General features: G+C 67.6%; 21 protein-coding genes and 5 pseudogenes. 17 read left to right on the top strand and 9 right to left on the bottom strand.

Features of this window, described 5'->3' with window-relative positions; translation table 11 throughout:
• Positions 1 to 18 precede the first annotated feature (18 nt).
• Positions 19 to 324 carry a putative quinol monooxygenase gene (locus OG714_RS52450; protein ID WP_406131538.1) on the bottom strand — a complete coding sequence of 102 codons (306 nt, stop codon included), beginning with the start codon at positions 322 to 324 and terminating at the stop codon, positions 19 to 21.
• A 665-nt stretch (positions 325 to 989) separates the two neighbouring features.
• Between OG714_RS52450 and OG714_RS52445 the strand changes: the two genes are divergently transcribed.
• Positions 990 to 1,430, top strand: coding sequence for a hypothetical protein (locus tag OG714_RS52445; protein ID WP_406131537.1), 441 nt, complete (start codon positions 990 to 992; stop codon positions 1,428 to 1,430).
• Positions 1,431 to 1,441: 11 nt separating this feature from the next.
• Here the strand turns inward: OG714_RS52445 and OG714_RS52440 are convergent, their stop codons facing one another.
• The gene (locus OG714_RS52440; protein ID WP_406131536.1) at positions 1,442 to 1,699 is read right to left on the bottom strand and encodes a hypothetical protein; all 258 of its coding nucleotides are present in this window, start codon (positions 1,697 to 1,699) and stop codon (positions 1,442 to 1,444) included.
• 134 nt (positions 1,700 to 1,833) lie between these two features.
• Here OG714_RS52440 and OG714_RS52435 point away from each other — a divergent pair, with 134 nt between their 5' ends.
• The 5 genes and pseudogenes from OG714_RS52435 to OG714_RS52415 all read left to right on the top strand — a co-directional run bounded on the left by OG714_RS52435 (position 1,834) and on the right by OG714_RS52415 (position 5,988).
• Positions 1,834 to 2,094, top strand: a complete 261-nt coding sequence (locus tag OG714_RS52435; protein ID WP_406131535.1) for a hypothetical protein — start codon at positions 1,834 to 1,836, stop codon at positions 2,092 to 2,094.
• 181 nt (positions 2,095 to 2,275) lie between these two features.
• Positions 2,276 to 2,887: pseudogene (locus OG714_RS52430) on the top strand (IS701 family transposase); the annotation flags it as partial.
• A 320-nt stretch (positions 2,888 to 3,207) separates the two neighbouring features.
• A complete protein-coding gene (locus OG714_RS52425) occupies positions 3,208 to 3,837 on the top strand; it encodes a hypothetical protein (RefSeq protein WP_406131534.1) in 630 nt (209 codons plus the stop codon).
• A 352-nt stretch (positions 3,838 to 4,189) separates the two neighbouring features.
• Entirely contained in the window at positions 4,190 to 4,366 is a 177-nt protein-coding gene (locus OG714_RS52420) for a hypothetical protein (protein ID WP_406131533.1), read from the top strand.
• Positions 4,367 to 4,530: 164 nt separating this feature from the next.
• On the top strand, positions 4,531 to 5,988 hold the full coding sequence (locus OG714_RS52415) for an NF041680 family putative transposase (RefSeq protein ID WP_406132237.1): 1,458 nt from the start codon (positions 4,531 to 4,533) through the stop codon (positions 5,986 to 5,988).
• A gap of 129 nt (positions 5,989 to 6,117) precedes the next feature.
• Here OG714_RS52415 and OG714_RS52410 read toward each other — a convergent pair whose 3' ends face one another.
• Positions 6,118 to 6,774, bottom strand: coding sequence for a TetR/AcrR family transcriptional regulator (locus OG714_RS52410; protein WP_406131532.1), 657 nt, complete (start codon positions 6,772 to 6,774; stop codon positions 6,118 to 6,120).
• A gap of 122 nt (positions 6,775 to 6,896) precedes the next feature.
• On the opposite strand from OG714_RS52410, the gene OG714_RS52405 reads away from it, so the two are divergent.
• From OG714_RS52405 to OG714_RS52395, 3 genes are all read left to right on the top strand, one after another.
• Positions 6,897 to 7,568, top strand: coding sequence for an FAD-dependent oxidoreductase (locus tag OG714_RS52405; RefSeq protein ID WP_406131531.1), 672 nt, complete (start codon positions 6,897 to 6,899; stop codon positions 7,566 to 7,568).
• 200 nt (positions 7,569 to 7,768) lie between these two features.
• Positions 7,769 to 8,224 carry a hypothetical protein gene (locus OG714_RS52400; RefSeq protein WP_406131530.1) on the top strand — a complete coding sequence of 152 codons (456 nt, stop codon included), beginning with the start codon at positions 7,769 to 7,771 and terminating at the stop codon, positions 8,222 to 8,224.
• Positions 8,225 to 8,276: 52 nt separating this feature from the next.
• The gene (locus OG714_RS52395; protein WP_406131529.1) at positions 8,277 to 9,110 is read left to right on the top strand and encodes a transposase family protein; all 834 of its coding nucleotides are present in this window, start codon (positions 8,277 to 8,279) and stop codon (positions 9,108 to 9,110) included.
• A 109-nt stretch (positions 9,111 to 9,219) separates the two neighbouring features.
• Here the strand turns inward: OG714_RS52395 and OG714_RS52390 are convergent, their stop codons facing one another.
• Together OG714_RS52390 and OG714_RS52385 are read right to left on the bottom strand one after the other, a co-directional pair.
• A complete protein-coding gene (locus OG714_RS52390) occupies positions 9,220 to 9,558 on the bottom strand; it encodes a hypothetical protein (protein WP_404128071.1) in 339 nt (112 codons plus the stop codon).
• A gap of 9 nt (positions 9,559 to 9,567) precedes the next feature.
• A complete protein-coding gene (locus tag OG714_RS52385) occupies positions 9,568 to 10,011 on the bottom strand; it encodes a VOC family protein (protein WP_406131528.1) in 444 nt (147 codons plus the stop codon).
• A gap of 88 nt (positions 10,012 to 10,099) precedes the next feature.
• Between OG714_RS52385 and OG714_RS52380 the strand changes: the two genes are divergently transcribed.
• The 6 genes and pseudogenes from OG714_RS52380 to OG714_RS52355 all read left to right on the top strand — a co-directional run bounded on the left by OG714_RS52380 (position 10,100) and on the right by OG714_RS52355 (position 12,726).
• The gene (locus OG714_RS52380) at positions 10,100 to 10,549 is read left to right on the top strand and encodes a winged helix-turn-helix transcriptional regulator (RefSeq protein ID WP_406131527.1); all 450 of its coding nucleotides are present in this window, start codon (positions 10,100 to 10,102) and stop codon (positions 10,547 to 10,549) included.
• A 31-nt stretch (positions 10,550 to 10,580) separates the two neighbouring features.
• Positions 10,581 to 10,703: a hypothetical protein gene (locus tag OG714_RS52375; protein WP_406131526.1), complete on the top strand. Its 123-nt coding sequence runs from the start codon at positions 10,581 to 10,583 to the stop codon at positions 10,701 to 10,703.
• Positions 10,697 to 10,771, top strand: a pseudogene (locus OG714_RS52370) (hypothetical protein); the annotation flags it as partial. The gene OG714_RS52375 and the pseudogene OG714_RS52370, both read left to right, overlap by 7 nt.
• A gap of 73 nt (positions 10,772 to 10,844) precedes the next feature.
• On the top strand, positions 10,845 to 10,982 hold the full coding sequence (locus OG714_RS52365; protein ID WP_406132254.1) for a hypothetical protein: 138 nt from the start codon (positions 10,845 to 10,847) through the stop codon (positions 10,980 to 10,982).
• Positions 10,983 to 11,071: 89 nt separating this feature from the next.
• Complete coding sequence (locus tag OG714_RS52360; RefSeq protein ID WP_406132235.1) at positions 11,072 to 11,620, top strand: FAD-dependent monooxygenase; 549 nt, start codon at positions 11,072 to 11,074, stop codon at positions 11,618 to 11,620.
• 311 nt (positions 11,621 to 11,931) lie between these two features.
• Positions 11,932 to 12,726, top strand: a pseudogene (locus OG714_RS52355) (IS5 family transposase).
• Here the strand turns inward: OG714_RS52355 and OG714_RS52350 are convergent.
• A complete protein-coding gene (locus tag OG714_RS52350; protein ID WP_406131525.1) occupies positions 12,674 to 13,204 on the bottom strand; it encodes a hypothetical protein in 531 nt (176 codons plus the stop codon). The pseudogene OG714_RS52355 and the gene OG714_RS52350 overlap by 53 nt on opposite strands.
• Positions 13,205 to 13,320: 116 nt before the next feature.
• Here OG714_RS52350 and OG714_RS52345 point away from each other — a divergent pair.
• A pseudogene (locus OG714_RS52345) lies at positions 13,321 to 13,893 on the top strand (IS701 family transposase); the annotation flags it as partial.
• Between the two features lie 228 nt (positions 13,894 to 14,121).
• On the opposite strand, the pseudogene OG714_RS52340 reads toward OG714_RS52345, so the two are convergent.
• Positions 14,122 to 14,283: pseudogene (locus OG714_RS52340) on the bottom strand (alcohol dehydrogenase catalytic domain-containing protein); the annotation flags it as partial.
• Positions 14,284 to 14,441: 158 nt separating this feature from the next.
• Positions 14,442 to 16,016 (bottom strand): carboxylesterase/lipase family protein, encoded by a 1,575-nt coding sequence (locus OG714_RS52335; RefSeq protein WP_406131524.1) that lies wholly within the window; start codon positions 16,014 to 16,016, stop codon positions 14,442 to 14,444.
• Between OG714_RS52335 and OG714_RS52330 the strand changes: the two genes are divergently transcribed.
• Positions 16,009 to 16,308: a winged helix-turn-helix transcriptional regulator gene (locus tag OG714_RS52330; RefSeq protein WP_406131523.1), complete on the top strand. Its 300-nt coding sequence runs from the start codon at positions 16,009 to 16,011 to the stop codon at positions 16,306 to 16,308. The two genes, OG714_RS52335 and OG714_RS52330, sit on opposite strands and share 8 nt — an antisense overlap.
• Positions 16,309 to 16,437: 129 nt before the next feature.
• Here the strand turns inward: OG714_RS52330 and OG714_RS52325 are convergent, their stop codons facing one another.
• Complete coding sequence (locus OG714_RS52325; protein ID WP_406132234.1) at positions 16,438 to 19,494, bottom strand: family 78 glycoside hydrolase catalytic domain; 3,057 nt, start codon at positions 19,492 to 19,494, stop codon at positions 16,438 to 16,440.
• Positions 19,495 to 19,599: the final 105 nt, after the last annotated feature.

Genomic DNA, 19,599 nt, shown 5'->3' with positions numbered 1-19,599 from the left:
CACACGCCGTTCCGGTCTTCAGGGAACTTTGTGGGCGAGAACGTCGAGTTGCTCGACGGAAGGCGGCTGGGAGAGCAGCTTGGGGGCTCGTGCCATCAGGGTTGCGGCCAGCCGACCTCCGAGGTGGGCCTGGCGTGCGGAGCCGTCGGAGAAGGCGTCGAAGATCGCGAAGGCGGTCAGGTTCAGGCGCACGGCGAACCAGGCGACGGTGCCGGGCTCCTCCTGCACGATGCCGAGGCCCCCGCGGAGAAAGGCGGCGACTTCCTCCTCCTTGCCGGGCTTGGCCTCCACACGTACGTACAGCCCAACCTTGACGTCTGCCATGAAGGGACTTGTTTTCGGTGCTCGGCCGCCCGCTAGCGCCGGGCACTGCCGTGACTGGTTGACACCCAAAGGCCCCACTATGGCTCCACGAATATGTCTTTATATATATTCGTCTTTCATTAGCATGACGAATCACCCTCACCCCGCACCCGCAACGTTCGGAACACAAGCGGCCGGAACCGCGTGACGGTGGTCTCCCGCCGGCCGACGGTTCCCGCCGTGGGCTGCTGATCGAGCCGGACGGAGCGGTCACCAAAGCCGTGGCCACGAACGAGGACACGCCGGGCTGGGCAATGGAGCCCGGGGTCCCCAGCCCAGGGGAAGATGCAGGAGCAGGCACGGACTCACCAAGTGTTCATGGGACTTGGATCGGAGCCGCCGTCAGGTCCCGGAATCACTGGGTTCATTGGACGTCAGCCGTGCCCGGTCTGCGGACGGTCCTGGGTGAGTGGCAGCCACAGCCGTAGTGGCTGCTCGCGGTGTGGTTGCAGTGGTGGTCTGCGTGCCGTTAGCGCCCTGGGTTCGAATGGTCGTAACGGCCCTTGTGACACCGGTGGCAGGACCGCGACAAAAATGCCCACAACTGTCGGTGGGTCTGCTCGGTCTCACTCTGCGTGGACGGCAAGGACCGGCCGTCCCGCCATGACTCCAGCAGGGGGAACACCATGAAGTCGATCCGCCACAAGGCAGCCACCGTTGGCGCCCTTGCCGTCCTGGCCCTGGCCGGCACGCTCGCCGCGACCGCGCCGGCCTCGGCCGCCACAGCGGGCGCATACAACGGGGCATGCGGCACGGGGTACGAGGTCTTCACCTCGACTCCGATCAAGTCCTCGCAGACCACTGTGGCCGCCACCACCTACGTGGCCTACAGTTCCGCGGACAAGAAGTGGTGCGCCGTCACGGTGCGCAGCAAGCCCGGTGTCCGCGTGTTCATGGAGGTCACCCTGGACACCTGGCCGACCAGCAGCACCCCGGCGAGGGACGCCGGCTCCTACACGACCTTCGCCGGCCCGGTATACAAGGACCTGCCCAAGCCCGGCCTGTGCATGACCTGGAGCGGTTCGATCGACATCTACTACAACTCCGACAGTGGCCTGTGCCCCTGACCTGACGATACTCAGCAGGAGCAGCGCGGGCCGGTCGGTCGCCGCTCCCCGGCCCGTACGCGTGCCGGGGAGCGGCGCGGGGCCCGCTCGGTCACCCGCGCGCCGATCGCGAGGCCCATCGGCTCGCGCCCGTCGCGCCGGACCACCGACGTCGTACGCGGCTTCGCCTTCGTCGTACGGGTGTTGCCGCGGTTCTTCTTCGTCGTCTCCAGCGCGACCCGGGCCAAGTCGACGCCCGGCAGCTCGCCGCCGCTCACGACGCCACCCATGTGGTGTAGCCGAGATTCAGCTGCCGCCCGGCTGCTTCCGGAGCCCAGCGCCTGACGCTCCACCGGTCACGCGGTCTGCTCCAGGCGACGTGCGGCGCCCCTGTTCAACAGGGACACCGCGGCGGCCCGCGACAGTGTGCGAGCGCGAGGACCTGGCCGACCTGGTCGCCGCCAACACCCCGCTCGGTCCCGACCAGGCCGCCGCTCATCTCCGGGTGAGGCGAGTCGAGTTCGACCACATGCAGGCCCTGAAATGGATAACGCCCACGGAATGGCGGGAGGTCCGGTTCGGCACCTCCCGGGCCGGAGCAGTCGACGTGCCGATGTTCACCACGGCATCGGTCGACGCGGTGATAGCCGCACACCTCCCGATTCTAGGCACCGGGGCGCCGTGAGCCGCCTTCAGTCCTCGCCGTCTCTCAACTACTGCATACCTGGATCCATTTGACCCCCTATAGGGCCAGTGGGGACATCCCGCCCAGCAGCAACACACTGGGGGGAACCAGATGAGACACACCATTAGTACTGCAACGGTCTTTGCCGTGACTGCTGGCCAGTTCGGTCGTTGGCGTGGTTATGGGTGGGGACCTTGCTGATGTCAGGTTGTGGGCCGGTGAACTGGGTGCTGTGCATGAGCGGTTCGTGCACCGGTTCAACCGGGAGGAGCCGCGTCAGTCGGCGTTGGCCTATATGCGGGGGCTGATTGCTCCGCTGGAACGGAAGAACGGCTGGACGCTCGCGGAAGAAGCCGGTCACGCGGGTCCCGACCGCATGCATCGTTTGCTGAACCGGATCGAGTGGGACGCCGACGAGGTCCTGGACGACGTCCGTGACTATGTCGCCGAACACCTCGGAGATCGGGACGCCGTGCTGATCGTCGATGACACCGGGTTCCTCAAGAAGGGCATCCGTTCGGCTGGCGTGCAAAGGCAGTACTCCGGTACGGCCGGGAGGACGGAGAACTGTCAGATCGGCGTCTTCCTTGCCTATGCCTCTTCGCTCGGGCGGACGTTGATCGATCGCCGCTTGTATCTGCCCACTTCCTGGACCGATGACCGGGAACGGTGCCGACGGGCCGGCGTGGAGGACAGCATCGGCTTCGAGACGAAGGTGGCCATGGCCAAGGCGATGGTCCGCCGGGCGATCGCGGACAGGATCCCCTTCACCTGGGTGACCGCGGATGCCGCTTAGCTTGCCGTTTAACCTCTGGTGCGGGGAGGGGGGTTGACGAGCAGGTCTGGCCAGCGAAGTACGGGGCCGCTGGTGATCGCTTCCCATGTGGAGGGTGATCGTTTCCCGGAGCAGGGGTCGGGGACGGTCGTTGGACTCGCCGTCGGATGCGTGACCAGTAATGTGACCAACAATGTCATCGCCGATGGTGGAAGCTGGTTCTAGTGATGCCTTCCTGGGCCGCTTTGGGGGGAGCCCTCATCTTTGGGGTACTGGCGGCTCGATCCTGGGCGAGGGGTATCCGGCGCTGGTCGGATCCCTACGCGCCCGCGGTACCGGTGGCGGCGTTCGCGCGCCGCCTCGCCCTCGGACCCAAGCAGCAGGCCAGGCTCGAACGTGCCTCGCTGCTCGATGCGGCGTGCTTGAGTGGTCTATCGGTGATGTTTCTGGGCGGTGCCTGGCTCCCCGCCGGTGGAACCGGGCACCGTGCGGGATCGGTGGCGGCCTTCGTCGTGACCTTGGCGGGGTTGGTAGTCTTTTTTCTCGGCTTTGCTGCCCAGGTGATGGTGGCGGTCTCCGGACAGCCGGCCTTCCTGCTGGCGAGGGAGAAGGCCACGGGGGTGAGACCGCGGTCCGTCGGGTCGGGTGGTCCTGCCTCGGCAGGCACCGAGGTGTCCGTCTATCGCGATGACGCGGACTCCTATGCGCAGTTGCGGCGCTATGAGGTCTACATCGACGGCGAGCGCGTCGGCCGGCTGCGGCGCGGGGAGTTGGTCAACATCCCCGTCGCCGTGGGCTCGCATGCCGTCCAGGTGAGGATTTCCTGGTGCTCCAGTGGTGAAGTACCTGTCGAAGTCGGTTCCGGTGAGCGGGTGAGCCTGATCTGCCGGGCCAAGCCCGGCGCACGTACCGACCTGGGCGTCGTCATCCGTCAGCGGGACGGCTTCCTACTGCTCCGCGAGGTGTGAACCCGCTCCGGGCGATACGGCAGTTCACCACTTCCGCGAGACCCAGATCGTTTGAGAGGACCACCGGTTCGGAGCGACTGGGTTGCCGTCGATGGGACAGGTCGCGGGGATGAGGCAGGCAGTATTGGAGTCCATCAAGTACTCGGCGGTATGCCAAGACTGCGGTGCCCGGCTGGAGTGCTGCGGCGTCCAGGCCCTGGTGGGCGGCTCTTTGCGGTGGGACGTTGAGGTCATCTGCTCGGCTTGTGGGTTCGCGGTGGCTGTGTGCGATGGCGTACTGCCGGCGGACCTCCGCGATCAGTTGCTCTCCGAGCACGGAGCGGCGAGGTTGCGGGTAACTTCCCCACAGGGAATGAGCATCGCGATCATGCGAGTGCTGCGGGCTGAACTCGGCCTTGGCCTGACCGAGGTCAAGGCCGAACTAAGACGCGTGCTGGCCGGGGAGTTCTCGGGAACCCTTCCCGAGATGGAACTCCTCGCCCGCAGCCTGCGGGTGGCCGGAGTCTCTGCGGTATCCACTCGGCCATAGTGCCCCCCGGCCTGGTCTTCTTTGCTCGCCAGCTGGCGGCTGACCTCGAACAGCGCGTCGTACAGGCTCACCCACCTGGGCATTCGCGGGACAGGCGGACGGCCCTCGCATGAGCATGCGTTCCGTCACAGAACCGCACTCATACGAAGGCCGCAGGGGTGAGTCTGCTGCACCACGATGCCCGGGACGAGGCTTTCGGCTTAACGTCCCACTTTCGAGAGGACCTCTACACATGTCTGACCCGGCGCGGTGACACCCTGTTCGAACTCACGGACGCGATGCACTGCGGGGACGGCCCGGTGACCTCGCCGGTCGATCTGACGCTGCTGGCCGAACACCGGCGTGGGCACGGCGCGTTGTACGACGCGCTCAACCAGGGCCGCATCGACGTGGCCTGGCTACGCAGGGCGCTGGCCATGCTGCCGCAGCCCAAGGCCGCCGACGGGCGCCTGGTCTTGGCCGTCGATGTCTCCGCGTGGCTGCGGCCCGACGCGCCGACCAGCCCGGACCGGCTGTTCTGCCATGTCTACGGACGCTCGGGACGCTCCAGTGACCAGTTCATTCCCGGCTGGCCGTACTCGTTCGTCGCCGCGCTGGAGACCGGGCGGACGTCGTGGTGCCAGCTGCTGGACGCGGTCCGGTTCGGCCCGGACGACGATGTCGCCGAGGTCACCGCAGCCCAGGTCCGCCGCGTCGTCACCGACCTGATCGGCCAGGGGCAGTGGGAAGCCGGTGACGACGACATCCTGGTCGTCTTCGATGCCGGCTACGACGCCCCGCGCATGGCCTACCTCCTCGACGGCCTGCCCGTCGAGGTCCTCGGACGCATGCGTGCGGACCGGGTGATGCGCCGTCCGGCGCCCTCGCTCAAGGAGTACGCCCTGTCCTATCCCCAGGGCGGGCGACCGCCGAAGCACGGCAAGGAGTTCCGCTTCGCCAGGCCCGACACCTGGGGCGAGCCCAACGCGGAGACGGTGCAGGTCACCGACCGCTACGGCACCGCGAAGGCGATGGCCTGGGACCGTATCCACCCGCGGCTCACCACCCGCTCCGCGTGGATCGACCACGACGGCGAACTCCCCATCATCGAGGGCACCCTGATCCGCCTCCAGGTGGACCATCTGCCCGGCGGTCACGACCCGCTGCCCGTCTGGCTGTGGTCCTCCAGGACCGGCATGACCGGCGAGGACGTCGACCTGCGGTGGCAAGCGTTCTTGAGGCGCTTCGACCTGGAACACACTTTCCGTTTCGTAAAGCAGACGCTCGGCTGGACACGTCCCAGGCTCCGCAGCCCTGAGGCCGCGGATCGGTGGACGTGGCTCGTGATCGCAGCGCATACCCACCTTCGGCTCACCCGCGAGGCCGCAGCCGATCTCCGCCGCCCTTGGGAGAAGCGGGCTGAACCCGCCCGGCTCACCCCCGCCCGCGTCCGCCGGGGGTTCAGGAACCTCCGCCCCCACCTGCACAGTCCTGCCCGTGCACCCAAACCCTCAACTCCCGGACCAGGACGCCCACTCGGCTCGAAGAACCGGCGACCCGCCACCCGTTACGACGTAGGCAAATCGACCAGGCGCCCAGAAAGCATCACCGAACGTAGTCAGCTCAAAGCTCACAAACCATAAAAAACAAGCTTAGAGCCTGTTTTTGAACCGGGTGCTTCGGTCGTGCGTGTCAGCGCTTGATCCCGTCACTGTGTGGTCATGCTGGGGGACAGTGGTGCCGTAGATGACAGAGGTTCGGGACGAAAGCCGTCAGGCAGACAGCAGATAGCGCACCGCCGTCTCTGCCAGATCAGCGATGAAGGCGTCGTCCTCGACAGTTGCCGGCCTGGCAAATCCCGGGCCGTAGGCGACACGGATGACCGACGCGGCGAAGACGGTGCTGAAGCAGGAGTGCACCGCAGTCTCGACATCGGGGAGCGTGATGGCGTCCGCTACCCGAAGGACCACCTTGGCGAATCCGTTCCCGAGCTCCTGGCTGTAGCGGGAGCCTCGGCGCCGGATCTCAGGATGTGACGCGGAGGTCAGGACGACGGCCCGTAGGAATCGTTCGTGGCGCAGGAACATGCCGATCGTTTCGGCCACTGCTGCGCGGACGAGTTCGGCCGCGGACAGGTCTGCCCATCGGCTGTTGTCGGAGAAGACCTGCTGCTCCGCGCGCAGGTGCTGGATGCCGTGCTCGTAGACGGCAAGGAAGAGAGCGTCCTTGCTGGTGGTGCGGGCATAGATGGCCGGCGGCGCGACCTCGGCCCGCTCACATACGGCGGCGATGGTGAACGCCTCGTACCCACCGTCCTCCAGGATCGACACTCCGGCATCGAGCACCCGGTTCCACGCCTCGCGACTGCGATGCTGCCTGGGCGGCCGGATCTCCAAATCGGCCGCTTGCGCTGCTTGGGCCTCGCCCATGACCTCAGCCTCTCGTTCCCCGGGTGCGTGCACAGGTCTTGACCGAACCGTAGTCCACACTACAGTCTGCGGCTAACAGTAGCGCTTGCTACTGTTTCCTCTCGATGACGCGAGGTGTTCCCATGCTTATGCCGAACAACCCCGGCGGCTGCGTCGCCGTCCTCGGCGCCGGTCCGGCCGGTATGGCCGCGGCCCTGTCCATAGCCCAGGCCGGTCACGAGGTCGCCGTCTACGAGCGCTACCGCGAGGCGCGGCCGGCCGGCAACATTCTCAACCTGTGGCCGCCGCCCCTGAAGGCGCTCCGCATCCTCGGAGTGGACACCGAAGACCTCGGCTCCCCCACGGATTCCGAGTTCCGCAACCTCCGGGGCCACGTGCGCGCGCACGTCAGGCAAGACCCGGAGACCAAGCGTGCATACGGCGGCGGGTTCATCGGACTGCTGCGGCCCGAACTGTACGAGCGGATGCTCGCCGCCATCCCGCCGGGCACCCTCCGGTTCAACCAGCAGGTGACCCGGATCGAGCAGAACGACCACGCGGTCACTCTGCACTTCGCCGACGGCACCACAGCCGAGCACGACGTACTGGTCGGCGCCGACGGCATCGACTCGCTGGTACGGCGCACGCTGTGGGGGGATACACCCAAGCGCGAGCACCGACTGCACATCTTCGGCGGATTCACCTTCACCAACGTCGACGGCACCGAACCGAACAAGTCCGTCCTGACGCACAGCAGGACCGTGCAGGGAAGCTGGACATCGATCCGGCACAAGGGCCGCGACGGCTTCCAGTGAGAGGTGCACAACCTGAATCTCTGCTGGTCAGTGGTGCTGGCGTGGGAGACCGGTGGCGTACTCGCCCTGGTCGGGGGCGGGTGTCTGGCGCGTAGATCATTTGACATGTCGTGGTTGGGCGTTTCCGGATTTGGCCGCGCTGCCGGCGGCGGGGTTTCTAGGATCGTGGGCGGGGTGCCTGGTCGTTCAGGAGGGGAACCGTGTCGTCGTTGGAGAAGATCTCAGCTCGCCGCGCAGAGCTGGATCAGCTTGCCGAGGTGCTGGCCAAGCAGCTTGCCGAGGTGGACGCCGAGCGCGAGGAACTCGCCGTCGCGGAGCGGGTACTGCGTCGTCTGTACGAGCAGGAGGCCGAGGCTGCCACCGTCGCCGCGGCCGTTTCGCCGCAGCGGGTGCAGGTCGCGGGCCGGTCGGTGCTGAAGGTGCCGCACCGCAGCGAGGTGGTGGATGCGGCCGCGCTGCCCGCCGACTACCAGCGGATGCTTGAAATCGTGAAGGCAGGGGGCGGGCCGGTGATGGTCAAGGCGGTCGGCGCCGAGTTGGGGATCGACGCCTCGGTGCCGGGCCGGCTGGAGCCGTTGCGCGGCAAGCTGTCGAAGCTGGCCGATCGGGGCTGGCTGCACAAATTGCCGAACGGCACCTTCACCACCCGGCTGTGATCCGCGGCCCGCAGGCCGTAACGGGCGGGCCCCCGGCCCGGGTTGATGATGTATGCCTACAAAAACCGTCCCGGCCGGGGACCACACCGAGCTTGTCTACCAGTGCCGGCTGCCGCTGTCCACGCAGACCCTGCGCTACCTGACCGGGCTGCTGAGCGCCCACTTGAAGAAGATCGGCTCCCGGTGGCGCAAGCTGCCGACCGGGCGGATCGCGGTGCTCGTGCTGGCCGCGTTGCGGCATGACCAGCGCCTGTCCGACCTCGCCGGCGGCAACGACCTCTCGCGCACCACCCTCGACCGGTGGCTGAAGGAGATGACCGAGCTGCTGGCCGCCCGGGCCCCCAGACTTCAGCGTGTGCTGGCGAGAATCGCCCGGGAGGGTGGCAGTGTCGTCCTTCTCGACGGCTCGCTGATACCCACCCAGCGCCGCACCGGCCTGCCCATGAGACGCCGCTGGTCCGCGAAGCACAAGCGGCACGGGCTGCTGGTCATCGCGCTGACCGATGTCAAGGGGCGGCTGTTGTGGACCTCCACCGCCCGCCCGGCCCGCGGCTCGGAGATCACCGCCTGCCGCCACGACGACCTGGTCGGCCGGCTGCGTGAGGCCGGCCTCGCCGCCATCGCCGACCTCGGCTTCGTCGGCCTGGACGACGACGCCGGCGACCCGGCAGTCATCACCGGCTACAAGAAGCCGAAGGGCAAGCTGCTCCTGCCCGCGAAGAAGCTGGTCAACCAACTGATCGCCGCGGAACGGGCAGTGTGTGAACACGCGTTCGCGCACCTGAAGAACTGGCGCGTGCTGACCAAGCTCCGCCTCGACGTGAAGTGGGCCACCCGGCTCGTCCGGGCACTGATGATCCTCAACCAGCACGAGATCGCCCGCTGACCGACGATCTTCACACCAGACAGGCCCCGCCGACCAGCACGAGCACGCCATCACCCGCCCACGCCACCACCAGGATCGGGTAGGGGCTGATTGCCCTGGCCGGGATCGTTCAGGCGGGGAGGGCGTCTCCGGGGAAGCCGTGGCACGGGTGGACCTCGCAGCGCATCATTCCAGCTCGCACGCAGGGGTCGCCGGCCATGATCTGCGTTGCTTCCTCGGTCGGCACGGTCATGATCGCGATGCCGGCCATGGTGTCGGAGGCGACCGGGCACAGGATCGCGATCACTCCCTCAGCGCGCAGCGACACCATGCGTCGCTGATGCTCGAGTTCGATCGCGTCCGCGCCGTCCATGGTCCGCTCCGGTCCCCATCGAAGGAGCGCCACGCTATAGGGCTTCGCGGTCGCGGCCAGAGCCCGAATCTGTTCGTCAGTCACGTGCGTACTCATGGGGTCTCCCTACTTCTCGATGTGCTCGGCCAACGAGACGATGATTCCTTCGGGCCCGCGGACGTAGGCCATCCGCCACACGCCCTCGTATTCGCCGATGCCTCCCACCATGCCGTAGCCGTTGGCTGCGGCATGGTCGACCGCGGCTTGGAGGTCGTGCACCTCGAAGGCGACGTTGCGCAGGCCCAGCTCGTTGGCCGGCGCAGCAGGTGAACCCGGGAGGTGGTTCGGCCGGGTGAAGCTCGACAACTCCAGCGTCGTACCTCCGCCGGGCGCCCGCAGCATGACGATCTCGGTGCGGGCGTCCGTCATGCCGATCACCGTGTCCAGGAACTCGCCTTCGACGGCCATCTTCCGATCGGCTTCCAGACCGAGGCTGACGAAGAACGCAGTCGCTGCGTCAAGGTCGGCGACGGTGATGCCGACGTGGTCGAAGCGCCTGATGAGTGTCATCGGATCCCTTTCGAGGTTTCTTCAAGAGACGCTGAGGAACGTAGCACTCTGGGTTCCTTAAAGGAACCCCACTTGTTAGATTGCTTCCATGCAGCGAACGGGGTTCGGGGAGATGACGTGTTCCATCGCGCGTACGTTGGACGTGATCGGCGAGCCATGGTCGCCGCTGATCCTGCGCGACGTGTGGGCTGGGGTGTGCCGCTTCGACCACATCCAGGCTGACCTCGGGATTTCCCGCAAGGTACTCACCGAACGGCTCAACTACCTGGTCGAACAGGGTGTGCTCGAGCGGCTGCCCTACGACGCCCGCCCCCGCTACGAGTACCACCTCACCGCCAAGGGCGCCGACCTCGTCGAGATGCTCATGGTGATGGCGCGGTGGGGTGACCGCTGGCTCGCCGGCGGGGCCGGGCCTCCCGTCCTGTACCGCCACCATGCCTGCGGGCAGATCGGCCACGTCGACCCGCGCTGCAGTCATTGCGGAGAGCCGATGCACGCCGACGACGTCGACCTCCTCCCGGGCCCGGGTTCAGCCTGATGGCCAAGGCCGTGACGCCGGCTTCCAGGTCGTGACCTTCGATCGGAGCTCGTTCACGCACGACGAGAAGCAGGTCGACGCCGCGCTGAGCACCACGATGATGGAAGACTCCTTCAAATGCATGAAGGCGTCCAACGGTGAGCGGCGGTGTTGACCGCTGGGGACGGAGATTTCCTGCCGACGATCGAGTCGTTGCAGGACCGTGGCCTACAGGTGAGGGTCGAGTCCCGGTCCCACGCGGTCAGCCGACGTTTGCGCGACGTGGCCAACGAGTTCATCGAAGCTGATCGCGTCCGTGCGCGCGGTCTGCGAGCAAGTGTGCGCGCACCTGAAGAACTGGCGCATCATCACCAAGCTCCGCCTGCACGCGCATCACGCAACCGCACTCCTGCGCGCCCTGCTCGTGCTGACCAACATCGAAGTCGCACGCTGACAGACGATCTTCGCCGCAGACAGCCGCCCACGACCAGCATGAGTATCCCGGAGACCGATCACACCAGCCCCTTGAACTGCTACTTCAGGATGAACAGAGCTCAGTGGTGGGTACTCACCGCCACCGACCCCGACGCCCCGGCACCGTCCGACCTCAAGGCCGCGGCCACCGCGTTGGCCGCGGAGTTCCCCGCGCCCCTGCCCGGACTTATCGCCCAGACAGAGCCGGACAACGTCCAACGCTGGGTGCTGCGCGACCGGCCCCGCCTGCAGCAGTGGTCCAAGGGACGGTCCACCCTCGTAGGCGACGCAGCACACCCGACCTCCCCCTACGCCGCCTACGGCGCGGGCATGTCCATCGAGGACGGCTACTTCCTCGGCCGGGCCCTGCGTGGCGTCGACCTCACCGACCTCACCGCCGTACAGCGTGCGCTGCAAAGCTACGAGGACCCGCGCAAGCCCCACACCGCCCGGCAGGTCCAGCAGGCATGGATTCTCGGCCAGGTCTTCCACCACGCGCCGGCACCACTGCGGCCGGTCCGCGACTTCATCCTCGACCACACCCTGCTCCTGCAGAAGGTCGCCGGCGACACCAACCCCCGCGAAATCCAGAAGCAACTGGCCCTCATCCAGGACTGATGCACCGCTGGAGGGGATCTGGTCGATCCCACGTCGCCTTCAGTGAGAAGCCGCTCAACGGATCACGGACGTGCAGATCGAACAGGGTTCCTGGCCGGGTGATCTTCCGGCGGTACGCGCATGAAGACAGGGCCTCTCGGTAGCTCGGGGATGCGAATCCGACCGAACAGTGCCGGGAGGCCCTGGTGTCGTTGTTGTACGCGCCCGAACCCGTTCAGTTCAACCCGGCTGCTCCATCGTGTGACTGCCTTGCGCATGTGTACGGCAACGCGGCCGACCATCCGGACCGGGAACGCCGGTATCCCTCCGACATGTCGGACGCGGAATGGGCGGCCGTCCGGCCTTTGCTGCCGGTGCCGGCCTGGCTCCAGGGCAGAGGCGGGCAGCCCGAGGGCTACTGCCACCGCCAGCTGCTGGACGCGATCCGTTACCTGGTCGCGGGCTGGATCTCCTGGCGGGCGATGCCCGTGGACTTCCCTGATTGGGGCCGGGTTTACGCCTTCTTCCGCCGCTGGCGCGAGCACGGGCTGATCACAGAGTTCCACGACCGGCTGCGCGGACGGGTGCGTGAGCGGGAGGGGCGTGAGGCGGAGCCGACGGCCGGGATCATCGACGCGCAGTCGGTGAAGGCCGCGGCCTCGGTGCCGTCCGTCTCGCGCGGCTGGGACGGCGGGAAGAAGGTGGGCGGCCGCAAGCGGCACATCGTGACCGACTGCCTCGGTCTGCTGCTGGTCGTCGCGGTGACCGCCGCGAACGTCGGGGACCGGGATGCCGCAGCGGGCCTGCTGCAGCGGCTGCGCCGCCTGCACCGTGACATCTGCCTGGTCTGGGCCGACGGCGGTTACACCGGCGGCCTGGCCGACTAGTGCCGGAACAAACTCGCGCTCACCCTTCAGGTCGTCAAGCGCACCGACGATATGGAGGGGTTCGTGGTGCTGCCGAGGCGCTGGGTGGTGGAGCGCACGTTCGCGTGGTTGATGCATTCGCGCCGACTGGCCTGGGACTACGAGACGTTGCCGGCCAGCAGCGAGGCGATGATCCGGTGGTCGATGGTCACGCGGATGGGGCGGCGTCTGGCGCGGGCACAGGCCGCCGGTCGGCGCTGAACATCCCCGACGTCTCCTGCACGATCCACCCGCGCTCCGCCAGGCGCCTGGCCTTCGAGCGCACCCCCTCGACCTTCGCCGACGTCGTCTGAAGGCCCAGCTCCGCCGTGATCTCCTTGGCCTTCAGGGGTTCTTGGCCCGCCGGCTGCCGCTCGTCGAGCACGCCCAGGATCCGTTGGTAGTCCGGCGCCAGCACCGTCACCGGCAATCCTTCGCGCCAAGGCGGCACGATCGAGCCCGGCGGCGAGGGTGAGGGCACGGTTTCCCGCTCCGCCTCGGCCTCGATCACGGCGGTGGTCTCGACAGCCGAGGCTGCTAGGGCCTCGACCAGCTCTTCCCGCGCGATCACCCGCCGGTCCAGCTCAATCTCAGCGGCCTCCAACACCCCAGCCAACCGGGCGACTTCCTCCCGCAGCCCTTCCACCCGCACCCGGGCCGCTGTCTCCCGCTCCTCCAGCATTCCCAGCACCGACGCCATTGCGCACCCCTCGCTCATGGAGCGGAAACAAGACGCCGGATGCCTCCCTCATTCCGAGCTAGACCATGCCTGACCAGCCGAAATCAAGCGATCACGTTCGGTTGAGATACGGCTTCTATGGCTTCTCCAAGGGCTGGCGCTTCGAGCTTGAACAGGCCGATGTCTTCCACGTCATGGCCACCACCCGCCACGACACCGTCGTCACCCGCTGGGCCCTGGACCACCCGGTCCACGACCTGTTCCCGGGCCTGCCCCGGCAGAAGTGGAAACGCCGTTCCTGCGGCGACGGCGCCCACGGCCGGCAAATCCTCGACTGGGCCCGGGTCGAGGTCCGCCCCTGGCACCGGGCCGACCGCCGGCACTGGGTGATCGCGCGCCGCAGCATCAGCCGCCCTGAGGCGATCTCCTACTACATCGCCTACTGCCCGGCCGAGACCACCCTTGATGAACTGATCCGCATCGCGGGCAGCCGCTGGGCCGTGGAGGAATGCTTCCAGACCGCGAAACAGGAATGCGGTCTGGACGACTACCAGGTCCGCCGCTACCCCGGCTGGCACCGCCACATGACCCTGGCCATGGCAGTCCACGCCTGCCTGACCGTCCTGCGCGCCCGCCAACTCGACACAGACAAAGCAGAAACGGATCCTCCCAGCTCATCCACCTCAGCCTCGCCGAGGTCAGACGTCTGATCGCCCGTCTCACCGACCGCCGGCCCCCACCCGTCGACCACATCCTCAACTGGTCAACCTGGCGCCGCATACGCCAACATCAAGCCCGCATCAGCCACTACAAACGACGGGGACACAGCCCCTGAAACTGGCCAGCAGTCACGGCAAAGACCGTTGCAGTACTAAAGGTGTTGCTCGTTGCCGGGCGGCGTGGGCGCGGCTTACCGGACAGGTGCAGCCCACGCCCACTCAGTCACCGAGCGAGAACCTGGTCACGTCGGCACCGGCGGCTGACACAATGCCGGCGATCTCGTGTCCGGGCACCAGCGGGTGCGTCGTCGTTCCGAACTCGCTGCGTGCGCGGCTGACGTCGGTGTGGCAGACCCCGCAGTACGCGATGTCGATCAGGACGTCGGTCGGGCCTACGTCCCGCCGGTCGTTGGAGGTCGGCTTGAACGGTTCACCGAGGCCGACAGTGGAGCGAGCGTTGACGGGACGGCTGCGTCACGTGCCCCTGATTCCCGAGGATCTCAGCAGGCCCGAGTGACCTGCGACCTCATACGCGAAGCTCAGGCATGGTTCTCCCAGAACATTCTTTCGCTCCTGTCCGGATCGTTGACGATCCGGCACCTGGCGTCCAGCCACATCGTGGCGCGGTCGGTCAGGGTGTAGGCGGGCCAGCTCGGCACGCCCGCTGCCGTGGGGCGGCTCGTGTGGGCGAAGCCCGCCCACAGTTCGCTCATGTGCCGTGCGGTCGCCAGCCGTCCCGGCGACTGGTCCTTGTTGAGGATGTAGTCGAGGTCCTTGTCGGTGTTGGCGAACTTGAGGTTGATGTCCGATGCGTGCGGTGAGCCGATGGGGAAGTCGGTACCGGGCACCAGGGTCGGGCTCGGGTAGGCGAGCTGGTACATGAACACGGGCGCGGCGTGCTGCGCCCGTTTGGCCTCCGCGATCTTGATCGCGTCGCGCCAGATGGGCGATGTGGTGATCGCGAAATAGAGATGTGCCGGCGTCACGCCGGGCCGCGACGCCTGGAAGGTCCGGATGATCTCGTCGAGTTCGGCGCCCTGATACGTGCTGCTCAGTCTGGAGCGCAGTCCGGCCTCGTCGATCCGGAAGATGTCGGGCGGCCCGAAAAGACTGAAGAACACCGTTTCGTCGCGGCAGGTGCCGCACATCAGCGGCTTGTCGGCCGAGTAGGGCGCGGCGCCGTCGGCGAAGGGGTGCCGGGGGATGACGGCGCCGTCGACGAAGGCGCCGAAGCCGGGGAGCGCGCCGGGGTCGCCCCACGGCGGGACGCCGTTCGCGGCCTCGGACTGCTGGATCTCGAGCAGCCTGGCGGCCGGAATGTCATGGAGCCGGGGAATGTCGGTCGTAGTCAGTCCCAGTAACTCCAGTGTGCGTCCGGCCCGAGCGTTGGCACCGTCGCGGGTGGGGAAGCGCAGTGGCGCGGCGCTCTCGATCGAGGCCTTGTGGAACAGTGGCACGGCGGCCGGCATGGTGTAGACGGCCGCGGTCTTGGCGCCGCCGCCGCTCTCGCCCCAGACCATGATGTTGTCGGGGTCGCCGCCGAAGTTCTCGATGTTCTCCCTGGTCCAGCGCAGCGCGGCGAGAATGTCCAGCATCCCCTGGTTGGCCGCGTAGTCGCCGCCGGCGAGATCGCCCAGGAACAGGTACCCCAGCAGGCCCAGCCGGTGGTTGGACTCGACCACCACCACGTCGTAGAGCTGCGCCAGGTGGGTGCCGTCCTGCCCGGTGGCGGAGCCGGAACCGATCATGTAGCCGCCGCCGTGGTTGTAGAACATCACCGGCCGCCGCCTGCCATCGGCGGCAGGGGTCCAGATGTTGAGGTAGAGGCAGTCTTCGGAGGGAGCCGGCATCCGGCCGTTGCCACCTGGCCCCATCTCGCCACCCGCCACCTGGAATGCCGGGTTGGGGAAGCTCACCGCATCGCGTACGCCGGACCACCGCGTGGGCGGCTTCGGGGCTTTGAATCGGAGTTCGCCGAGCGGCGGCGTAGCGTAGGGCACGCCGAGAAACTTGGCGATGCCTTCCTCGCGTCTTCCGCGCACCTTGCCGTAACGGGTTGCCGCCACGACCGTGCTCCCGGCTGGCCGCGCTTGCGCCGGGAACGACATGCTCATCGCGGCCAGCGCGGACAGCGAACTGCCGATCATCGCCCTGCGGTTCATTTCCGAGCCCATCATCAGACCTCCTCTTTCGGAGAGCGCTGCGATTGCGCTCCGGACGTCGCTAAACGCGCTTTGTGGCGTTTCGATTCGTGGCCCCCTGGAACGGGACGGCATCGTCTCGCGCACGGTCTTCCCAACCACTCCCCCGGCCGTCGAGTACGCCTTCACTGATGTCGGCCACGACCTGCAGGGTGTCCTGCAGCCCCTCGCCGCACGGGCGGAAGACCATGCCGACACCATCTGAACGGCTCGAGTCCTCTACGACGGTCAGACCTCGATATGGGCAGGGCGTTGGAGAGAACTGCGGGCGAGCACGTCTGCGGTACTTGAATGGCATCGCAGACGCGCCGCCAGTCCCTTCAGCACATGGCCATCAGCGGAGTTGGGAGGTCAGGCGGTACCGGCCGGACAGCAACCGGCAGGCGTATACCCCATCGGTGTAGCCGATGAAGCGCACACCGTCCGCCCGTGCCAACGGGGCGCGTCCGTCGTGGACGGCGTCGACCGACACCGCCGGGAGGCGCAGTGTCGCCTCACTGTTCGCGGGCACCACCACGTCGTGGACAAGGCTTCGGCCTCCGTCCTGAACCTTCCACTCGCTCCTGATCTCTCCGTACGGCGACTCGTAGACGCCTGACACCTGCGTGATCCTGCCGGTGGGATCGATGTGGGGTTGGAGCAGGAAGTGCTTGAAGCCGGGGCTGTCCGGGTCACGGGCGATGCCGGCCATGTAGGCGTACATCCACTCCATGATCGCGCCGTACGCATAGTGGTTGAAGGAGTTCATGCTGACCGGGCCGAAACCGACGTCCTTGGAGTACGAGTTCCAGCGCTCCCACACGGTGGTGGCACCGTTCCGCACGGAGAAGAGCCAGGACGGCAGCGCGTCCTGATGCAGCAGCTTGTACGCCAGGTCGGCGTGGCCCTCGTCGGTGAGGACGGGCGCGAGGACGTTGACGCCGAGGAAGCCGACGGACAGTGTGTTCTCCGCATAGCGGACCCGGCTGCTGTTCGGATGGGCCGCCTTGTAGGCCGCGTCGTTGCCGATGTTGTCCGCCAACAGACCTATGAGTGTGCGGCGTTGTGCTTGCGTCTCGTAGAAGCCGAGTTTGAGGACCCACAGCAGCGCTGTCTGGCTGTTGTCCTCGGTCTTCTGGTTGGGGTCGGCGCCTGGTTCGATCGGGGAGGCGTCGCCCAGGCTGGACTTGACCGTGACCGTCCCGCCCTCGGTGTTCAGGTACTTGGCGATGAACGCCTGTTTGATGCGCGCGAAGAGTTGCTCATACGTCACGCCCTCCGCCGGTCGGCCGATCGCGCGGGCCAACTGCGCCATCAGCCGGGCGACATAGCCGTAGTAGACGTCGCTCATCATCTGGGCGCTGGTCTTCTGCGGGGCCAGCCAGTCGCCGGTGAGGGAGCCCTGTCCGGCGTAGGTGTCGCCGGTCTGCTCCCGGATCCAGTCCAGGTAGCGGGTCATCGCGGGCCAGCTGCGCTCGACGACGGTCACGTCACCTGTCATCTGCCACACCGTCCAGGGGAGTACGACCCCGCAGTCGGCCCAACCGCTGCCGCCTCCGGGGAAGTTGTACCGCCCGCCGGGGGCGACCCCGGTGAACTGGGCCTTGTTCTCGCCGTAGATGACAGCGGAGTCGACGATGGTGTCCTGGAAGTGGCTGAGGAAGACACTGGCATCGGCGTTGTAGAGACCGGTCGTGGAGAAGACCTGGGTGTCGCCGGTCCAGCCGAGGCGTTCGTCGCGTTGCGGGCAGTCGGTGGGCACCCAGAGGTAGTTGCCGCGCTGGCCCCAACGGATGTTGCTCGCCAGCTGGTTGATGTCGGGGTCGTTGGTGGTGACGGTGCCGATCTCGCGGATCGCGGAGGTGGCGACCTTGCCGGTCAGGCCGGTGATCGTGACGGTGTCGGTCGCGGTGACGGACACGTAGCGGAAGCCGTAGAAGGTCAGGGAGTCCTGGTGGGTCTCGCCGTGCCGGTCGCCTTTGAGGATGTAGGTGCTGGTGGCTTTGGCGCTGCGGAGGTTGGCCCGGTACACGGAGCCCACCGGGCCGTCCGCGCCGGCGCTGCTGTCGTTCAGCATCTCGCCGAATCTGTATTCGGCCTTCGCTCCGGCCGGTCCGCGCAGGCCGTAGCGGGCCACGCCGACCATGTTCTGCCCGAGGTCGAAGATCGCGGTCTCACCGCTGCCGATGGTGACCGCGGCGGAGGAGGCCTTCGCCGGATCGGTCACGGTCCGGGCGGGATCCACGACGATGCGTCCCCTGCCGTTGGGGCTGCCCTCCTGCCCCGTCACGCCGGTGGCGACGGTGATCGACCTCGGACGCTGGTCCCAACGGTGCATGAAGCGCGCGGTCTCGCCCGGATACGCGAGCAGTTGGGCCTCGGGGTACTTGTCCTCGAAGGCAACTCGCTCCACGCCCGCCCAGGCGGAGTCGTCGAAGCCGTGCGCCGCCCAGCCCGACAGTTCCAGCCGGGCGTCGTAGGTCTGGCCGTCGTAGATGTCGTCGGCGCGGTAGGGGCCGGTGTCCGTGGCCTTCCAGCCGCTGTCCGGTCCCGTGACGACCGTCTGCGACGTGCCGTCGGTGTAACGGATCAGCAGTTTGGCCTTCAGCGCCAGCGCGTTGCCGTCCCTGGAGTAGTACGTACTGCCGTCCGAGATGCGGGCGTTGTACCAGCCGTTGCCCAGGACGGCGGCGAGGGTGACGGCCGGCTCCCGCGTCACCAGGTCGGTGACGTCGTAGGTCAGGTAGTTGAGGCGCGCGTCGTAGTTCGTCCAGCCCGGGGCCAGCAGTTCGAGCGTGGAGCCGCCGTCCTGCGGGACGGTCACGTGGTGTCCGTTAACGTGGGCCTCGTAGACGCCGAGGGCGGAGGCGTACAACCGTGCGTCGCGGACCTTGGCACGGCTTGTGAGAGCTGCTTCCTTCCGCAGCATCGGTGCCCCGGCCGAGTTGGGGGTCTTCCCCTGCATTCCGATCCACTGCGCGCCGTCCCACCCGGTCACGCCGTCGGTGCTCATGAGTCCTGTCTCGAAGAACGAGGGAGCGGCGGTACCGACCGGACGACCTTCGGTGTCCCAGACGGTGACGGTCCAGTGGTAGCGCGTCGAGGCGTTCAGCACCCTGCCCGTGTAGCGGACGGCCACCGAGTCGGAGGAACGGATGCGGCCGCTGTTCCACACGTCGGCGCGGGTGGAGGTCAGCTTGCTCGCGGAACTCGCCACGAGGATCTGGTACGCCCCCTGGCTCCGGCCACGGGCTGTTGACCGCATGAACCAGCCGAAGCGCGGCCGGGCGGCGTCCACGCCGAGGGGATCCGTGCGATGTTCCACGGTCAGCCCGGCCACCGGAGCGTCTCCCGTACTACTACGCGCGGGTGTCGCCTGCGCCGTGGATCCGCCGCTCACGGTGCCCGCCACTACGGCCGCTCCGGCTGTCGCCGCGAGCACGGTGCGCCGGGGAACTCCGCTGCCGAGCCCGCCGGACCAGTCGCCGTTCTCGGCATCACGGGCCGTGCCGTCTGC

The organism is Streptomyces sp. NBC_00989, assembly GCF_045162655.1.
Classification (GTDB): Bacteria; Actinomycetota; Actinomycetes; order Streptomycetales; family Streptomycetaceae; genus Streptomyces.
Note: the sequence above shows the minus strand (reverse complement) of the source record. Positions and strands in the feature narration are given on the sequence as shown.

Bases quoted from the DNA above. Each gene is read 5' to 3' on its own strand.
- OG714_RS52450 (WP_406131538.1), bottom strand. From the start codon at position 324: ATGGCAGACGTCAAGGTTGGGCTGTACGTACGTGTGGAGGCCAAGCCC.
- OG714_RS52445 (WP_406131537.1), top strand. From the start codon at position 990: ATGAAGTCGATCCGCCACAAGGCAGCCACCGTTGGCGCCCTTGCCGTC.
- OG714_RS52440 (WP_406131536.1), bottom strand. From the start codon at position 1,699: ATGGGTGGCGTCGTGAGCGGCGGCGAGCTGCCGGGCGTCGACTTGGCC.
- OG714_RS52420 (WP_406131533.1), top strand. From the start codon at position 4,190: ATGAGCATCGCGATCATGCGAGTGCTGCGGGCTGAACTCGGCCTTGGC.
- OG714_RS52410 (WP_406131532.1), bottom strand. From the start codon at position 6,774: ATGGGCGAGGCCCAAGCAGCGCAAGCGGCCGATTTGGAGATCCGGCCG.
- OG714_RS52405 (WP_406131531.1), top strand. From the start codon at position 6,897: ATGCTTATGCCGAACAACCCCGGCGGCTGCGTCGCCGTCCTCGGCGCC.
- OG714_RS52395 (WP_406131529.1), top strand. From the start codon at position 8,277: ATGCCTACAAAAACCGTCCCGGCCGGGGACCACACCGAGCTTGTCTAC.
- OG714_RS52390 (WP_404128071.1), bottom strand. From the start codon at position 9,558: ATGAGTACGCACGTGACTGACGAACAGATTCGGGCTCTGGCCGCGACC.
- OG714_RS52385 (WP_406131528.1), bottom strand. From the start codon at position 10,011: ATGACACTCATCAGGCGCTTCGACCACGTCGGCATCACCGTCGCCGAC.
- OG714_RS52380 (WP_406131527.1), top strand. From the start codon at position 10,100: ATGCAGCGAACGGGGTTCGGGGAGATGACGTGTTCCATCGCGCGTACG.
- OG714_RS52360 (WP_406132235.1), top strand. From the start codon at position 11,072: ATGAACAGAGCTCAGTGGTGGGTACTCACCGCCACCGACCCCGACGCC.
- OG714_RS52350 (WP_406131525.1), bottom strand. From the start codon at position 13,204: ATGGCGTCGGTGCTGGGAATGCTGGAGGAGCGGGAGACAGCGGCCCGG.
- OG714_RS52330 (WP_406131523.1), top strand. From the start codon at position 16,009: ATGCTCATCGCGGCCAGCGCGGACAGCGAACTGCCGATCATCGCCCTG.
- OG714_RS52335 (WP_406131524.1), bottom strand. From the start codon at position 16,016: ATGAGCATGTCGTTCCCGGCGCAAGCGCGGCCAGCCGGGAGCACGGTC.